A 6,483-nucleotide genomic window follows, 5' to 3' on the forward strand; every position below is an offset into this window, starting at 1 on the left:
TGGCCACCACCTGCTGCCACGCCGCCGCCGCAGCCACCACCGCCGGACTCTTGGCGTACTCGGCCAGAATCGACGACCACCGCGCAAACGACGTGCCCGGCACCGGCAACGCGATCTCCTGACCGCTGTGATGCTGCGCCCAGGCGATGTTGATGTCCTCGATCAACGTCCGCCACGACACCCCATCAACCGCCAGGTGATGAACAACCAACGCCAATTGGCTTGTCTCGCTTGCCCATACCGCGGACAGCATCAGGCCGGCGCCGGGGTTCAGCCGGGCCCGGGCCCGGGCCAGCGCGGCCTCGGAGAGCACATCGACGGTGCGCAGGATGGGGCGGGCGTCAACCGAACCGGGGGGCGGCACGTGCAGGTCCCAGCCGCCGGCGCCGTCGTCGTCGAGGCACAGCCGCAGCATCGGATGCCGATCCAGCAGCGCCTGCAGCACCACCGCCACGTCGGATTGGCTCACCCCCGCCGGGGCGGCCAGCACCATGGTCTGGTTGAACTCGTCGATCGGGCCGTCGATGTCCTGCAGCCAGCGCATGATCGGGGTGGGCTGCACCGGCCCGATCCCCTCGTCGGCCGCGCCCAACTCGCCGTCGGCGGCGGCCACGGTGACGACCCGGGCCAGCCGGGCCACCGTCTGTTCGACGAAAACGTCTCGGGCCGTGCACATCACGCCGGCGGCCCGGGCCCGTGCCACCACCTGCATGGACAGGATGCTGTCGCCGCCCAGGTCGAAGAACGAGTCGTCCACCCCGACCCGCTCCACGCCCAGCACCTGGGCGTAGATGCCGGCCAGGATCTCCTCGATCGCGTCGCCCGGGGCCCGGTAACGGCCGCCGGCGTAGTCGGGTGCGGGCAGGGCGCGGGTGTCCAGCTTGCCGTTGCCGGTCAGCGGCAGCGCGTCCAGCACCACCACCGCCGAGGGCACCATGTAGCCGGGCAGTCGGTCGGCCAGCTGCGCGCGCAGCTCGGCCGGGTCCGCGGTGCCGGTGATGTAGGCCACCAGTCGCGGGTGCCCGGCGCCGTCGTCGCGGGCGATCACCGCGGCCTGCTCCACCCCGTCCAAACCGGCCAGCACGGAACGGATTTCGCCGAGCTCGATGCGGAACCCGCGAATCTTGACCTGCTCGTCGGCCCGGCCCACGTAGTGCAGCTGCCCGTCGGCACCCCAGCGCGCCAGGTCGCCGGTGCGGTACATGCGGGTGCCGGTACCACCGAACGGGCAGGCGACAAACCGCGACGCCGTCAAGGCCGCGCGGCCGAGATAGCCGGCGGCCACACCGCGGCCGGCCACGTACAGCTCGCCCACCACGCCGGGCGGCACCCGGCGCAGCCGGCCGTCCAGCACGAACAGCGCCGCCCCGGGCACCGGCGAGCCGATCGGCACCGCGGCGCCGCCCGCACGCAGCGGCGTGGTCATCGTCGCGTACAGCGTGGTCTCGGTGGGCCCGTACTGGTTGACCATCAGCCGGCCGGGCGCCCAGCGGTCCATCAGCTCGACCGGGCAGGCCTCACCGCCGAGCACCAGCGCCACCGATTCCAGCCGTTCCGGCGACAACGCCGCCGCCGCCGACGGGGTCTGGCTCAGCACGGTGACGCCCTCGCCGATCAGCAAGGCGTGCAGGTCTTCCGGCGACCGGACGACGTCGTCGGGCACGATGACCAGCCGCCCGCCGCGCAGCAGCGCGCCGAAGATCTCCCACACCGAGAAGTCGAACGCCAGCGAATGGCACTGGCTCCATACCCGGCCGAGGCCCAATCGGTCGTCCAGCGAGCCAAGCAGCTGGGTGACGTTGTGGTGAGTGACCGCGACCCCCTTGGGAACGCCGGTGGTGCCGGAGGTGTAGATGACGTAGGCGATGTCATCCGGCGCCGGGGCCGCCCGCCCGCCGATGCGCGGGACGTGCGGGGCAGGGTCGTCGATGGCGACGACCCGATCTGGGTCGCCGGCCGAAGCGCGCAGTTCGGCGGTGGTGACCGTGACGACGGGCACGGCGTCGGCGAGCATGAAATCGATTCGCGCCGAGGGCAATCCGGGGTCGATCGGGACGTACGCGGCGCCGGTCTTGAGCACCGCCAGGATGGACACCACCGCGCCGGCGGACCGCGGGACCAGCACGGCGACCCGCTCGCCCGGGCGGGCGCCCCGGCCGGCCAGCACGCGCGCCAGCCGGTTTGCCGACGAGTCGAGTTCGCGGTAGGTCCAGGACCGCTCGCCGCAGCTGATCGCCACCGCCTCGGGGGTGCGCGCCACCTGGGCGGCGAACAGCTGCGAAATCGACACCCACCCGGTCGCCGGTCGGGTCAGCGCGGCACGGTTGCCGAGCGCGTCGAGGTGGGCGTACTCCGGTTCGTCGAGGATGTCGATCGACGACACCGGCCGGGCGGGATCGGCGGTCATGGCGAGCAACACCCGCTGCAAGCGGCGCACGAGTGTTTCGATGCTGGCCGCGTCGAAGACGTCGGTGCGGAACTCCACCGTGCCGTCGATGCCGTCGGGCCGGCCGTCCGCTGTCCAGCGTTCGGCCAGCGACCACACCAGATCCATTCGGGCGACCTGGTTTTCCAGCGGCATCGGCGTGACGTGCACGTCGCCCAGGCTCACATCGACCGGGTCGTTGTTCTGCCAGGCCAGCATCACCTGGACCAGCGGATGGTGGGCGAGGCTGCGGGTGGGGTTCAGCCGTTCCACCAGTAGCTCGAAGGGCACGTCCTGGTTTTCGTAGGCCTGCAGGCTGCGGTGGCGCACCTGGCCCAGCAGCTCGGCGATACTGGGGTCGTCGGCCAGGTCGACGCGCAGCACCAGGGTGTTGACGAAAAACCCGACCACGTCGTCCAGCGCGGGGTCGCGCCGGCCGGCGATCGGGAAACCAACGGCCACATCGGGATTCGCACTCAGGGTGGACAGCAGCACCGCCAGGGCGGCCTGCACCACCATGAAGCTGGTGGCGTTGTGCGTCCGGGCCAGCTGGGCGATGTGCTGCTGCAGTTCGGCCGGCCAGTGTACCTGCACGCTCGCGCCGAGATGGTCGGCGACCAGCGGGTAGGGCCGATCGGTGGGCAGCGCGACGCGTTCCGGCATCCCGGCCAGGGCTCGCTGCCAGTACTGCAGTTGGGTGGCGATCGGGCTGTCGGGGTCGTCGAGGTCACCGAATTGCGCTCGCTGCCACAGCGTGTAGTCGGCGTACTGCACCGGCAGCGGCGCCCAGTCCGGGGGCCGCCCGCGGCACCGGCTGGCATACGCGGCGCCCAGGTCGCGCACCAGCGGGGTCAGCGACCATCCGTCCGCGGCGATGTGGTGGACCACCGCCACCAGCACGTGCTCGTCGTGGTTGCGCCGGAAAAGCCATGCGCGCAAGGGGATCTCGGTGGCCAGGTCGAAGGTGTAGCGCGCTGCCTCGTGGGTGGCCTCCGCCAGCCAGGACGCCGGCCACCGCGCCGCGTCGACGACCTGCCAATCGACCTCGGCGCGTTCGGCCTCGAGCACCACTTGTCGGGGTGCCCCGTCGGGCGCCGGGAACAGGGTACGCAGGCTCTCGTGGCGGGCCACCACGTCGCCCAGGGCGGCGCCCAGCGCGTCCGTGTCCAGCGGCCCGCGCAGGTTCAATGCGACCGCCATGTTGTACACGGGCGACGGGCCGTGCAACTGGTCGATGAACCACAGCCGGGATTGGGCGAACGACAGCGGCAGCACCGCCGGGCGTTCCGCGGCCACCAATCGCCCGGCCCTGCCGGTGCCGGCCGCGACGCGGGGCGCCAGTTGGGCGACGGTGGGTGCCTCGAACAGGGCGCGGACGGTCAGGTCGGCGTCCAACTCGGCGTTGACCGCGGTGATCAGCCGCATGGCCGACAGCGAGTCGCCGCCGAGTTCGAAGAAGGAATCGTCGACCCCTACCCGTTCCAGTCCGAGGAGGCGGGCGTAGACGTCGGCCAGGCTTTCCTCGGTGGGGTTTTGCGGTGCGCGGTAACGGTTTTCGGCGCGGAGCTCGGGGGCGGGCAGGGCGCGGGTGTCCAGCTTGCCGTTGACCGTCAGCGGCAGCGCGTCGAGCGCCAGCACCGCCGACGGCAGCATGTAGCCGGGCAGCCGGTCGGCCAGCTGGGTGCGGACCTGCGCGGGGTCGGCGGTCCCGGTGAGGTAGGCGACCAGGCGTTTGTGACCGGGGCTGTCCTCTCGGGCGATCACCGCAGCCTGCTCGACGCCGTCGAGATCGGTGAGCGCGGAACGGATTTCGCCGAGCTCGATGCGATACCCGCGAATCTTGACCTGCTCGTCGGCCCGGCCCACGTAGTGCAGCTGCCCGTCGGCACCCCAGCGGACCAGGTCGCCGGTGCGGTACATGCGGGTGCCGGTACCACCGAACGGGCAGGCGACAAACCGCGACGCCGTCAAGGCCGCGCGGCCCACATAGCCGGCGCCCACCCCGGCGCCCGCCACATACAGCTCCCCCGTGACCCCCACCGGGGCCGGGCATAACCAGGGGTCCAACACGAAAAACGATGCCCCGGCCACCGGCGACCCGATCGGCGGTGCGCCCGAGCCCGCCGCCAACGGCCTACTGTGCGACACCCACATGGTGGTCTCGGTCGGCCCGTAGACGTTGATCATCACCCGGTCCGGCGCCCAGCGGTCCACCAACTCGGGCGGGCACGGCTCCGCCCCGATCACCAGGGCGACCGAGTCCAGCCCCTGCGGCGACAGTGCCCCGGCCGCCGACGGCGTCTGCGTCAACACCGTGACGCGCTCGCGAATCAGCAAGCGCCGCAGGTCATCCGGTGAGCGGGCCACCGCGTCGGACACCACCACGAGCCGCCCGCCGTGCAGCAGCGCGGCCCAGATCTCCCACACCGAGAAGTCGAATGCCAGCGAATGGCACTGGCTCCACACCTGATCCGGTCCCAGGGTGATGCCGGTGTCCAGCGACGCGAACAGTTGGGTGATGTTGCGGTGGCTGACGGCCACTCCCTTGGGTTCGCCGGTGGTGCCCGAGGTGTAGATCACGTGGGCGATGTCGCCGGCGGCCGGGCCCGGGCCGGCCGGTTCGGTGGCCGGGTAGTCCGCCAACGCCGGATCGTCGAGGTCGACGATCGCCGCGCCGAGCCCGGTCAGCCGGGAGCGCGATCCCGCATCGGTCACCACCACCCGCAGATCGGCGTCGGCGACGATGAAGGCTATCCGCGCCGCCGGCACCGCCGGATCCATCGGCACGTACGCCGCGCCCGCCTTCAGTACCCCCAGGATCGCGACGACCGCCTCGGCGGAACGGTCCAGCAGCAACCCCACGTACTGCCCCCGGTCCACGCCGTGCTGAATCAGCAAGTGCGCCAGCCGATTCGCTGTCTCGTCGACCTCCCGATAGGTCCAGCAGCGGTCCGCGCTGCTGATCGCCACCGCCCCCGGCACCCGCTGCGCCCAGGCGCCGAACAGCGCGGGCACCGAGGCGCCCGTCGTTGACCGGCCCAGCGCCGCGCGGTTGCCGAATATGTCGAGCCGGGCAAACTCGGTGTCCTCGAGCACCTCGATCGACGAGAGGTGCCGGCCCGGGTCGGCGGTCAGGACGTCGAGCACCCGGCGCAGCCGCTCGGTGAGGGTGCGGATGGTGTCCGCGTCGAAGACGTCGGTGCGGAATTCCACCGTTCCGGCGATGCCGGCGGGCCGGCCCTCCTCGGTCCAGCGTTCGCACAGGGAGAAGGTCAGATCCATTCGAGCGGTGCCGATGTCGATCGGCAGCGCCGCGACCTCCAGCTCGCCCAGGCGCAGCCGCGTCGGATCGTCGCCGCGCCAGGTCAACATCACCTGAATCAGTGGGTGGTGGGCCAGCGATCGGGTGGGGTTGAGCCGCTCGACCAGGATTTCGAAGGGCACGTCCTGGTGTTCGTAGGCGGCCAGGCTGCGTTGGCGCACCCGGGCCAGGATTTCGCCGACGGTGGGATCACCGGACAAATCGACGCGCAGCACCAGGGNCGCTCGACCAGGATTTCGAAGGGCACGTCCTGGTGTTCGTAGGCGGCCAGGCTGCGTTGGCGCACCCGGGCCAGGATTTCGCCGACGGTGGGATCACCGGACAAATCGACGCGCAGCACCAGGGTGTTGACGAAGAACCCGACCAGGTCATCAAGAGCCGGGTCACCACGCCCGGCAATCGGAAAACCCACCGCCACATCACAACTCGCACCGAGCTTGGCCAGCAGCACCGCCAAGCCGGCCTGCACCACCATGAAACTGGTCGCGTTATGCACCCGGGCCAGGGCCGATACCTGCTGCTGCAGCGACGCCGGCCAGTCGATGTCCACCCGAGCCCCACGATGATCAGCCACCGCCGGATACGGCCGATCCGTCGGCAACGCCAACCGCTCGGGCAACCCGGCCAACGCCTCCTGCCAATAACGCAACTGCCCCGCGATCGGACTGTCCGGGTCCTCGAGATCACCGAACTGCGCCCGCTGCCACAGCGCGTAATCGATGTACTGCACCGGCAA

Annotated in this window: 1 protein-coding gene and 1 pseudogene; both read right to left on the reverse strand. The window is 71.3% G+C overall.

Annotated elements, in window-relative coordinates; genetic code table 11:
• A partial coding sequence (locus H7I87_RS20065) for a non-ribosomal peptide synthetase (protein ID WP_264002847.1) occupies window positions 1-5,962 on the reverse strand: 5,962 nt, incomplete at its 3' end.
• Window positions 5,963-5,982: 20 nt separating this feature from the next.
• Window positions 5,983-6,483 (reverse strand): annotated as a pseudogene (locus H7I87_RS29240) (condensation domain-containing protein); the annotation flags it as partial.

Source organism: Mycobacterium timonense (assembly GCF_025821985.1).
Classification (GTDB): Bacteria; Actinomycetota; Actinomycetes; order Mycobacteriales; family Mycobacteriaceae; genus Mycobacterium; species Mycobacterium avium.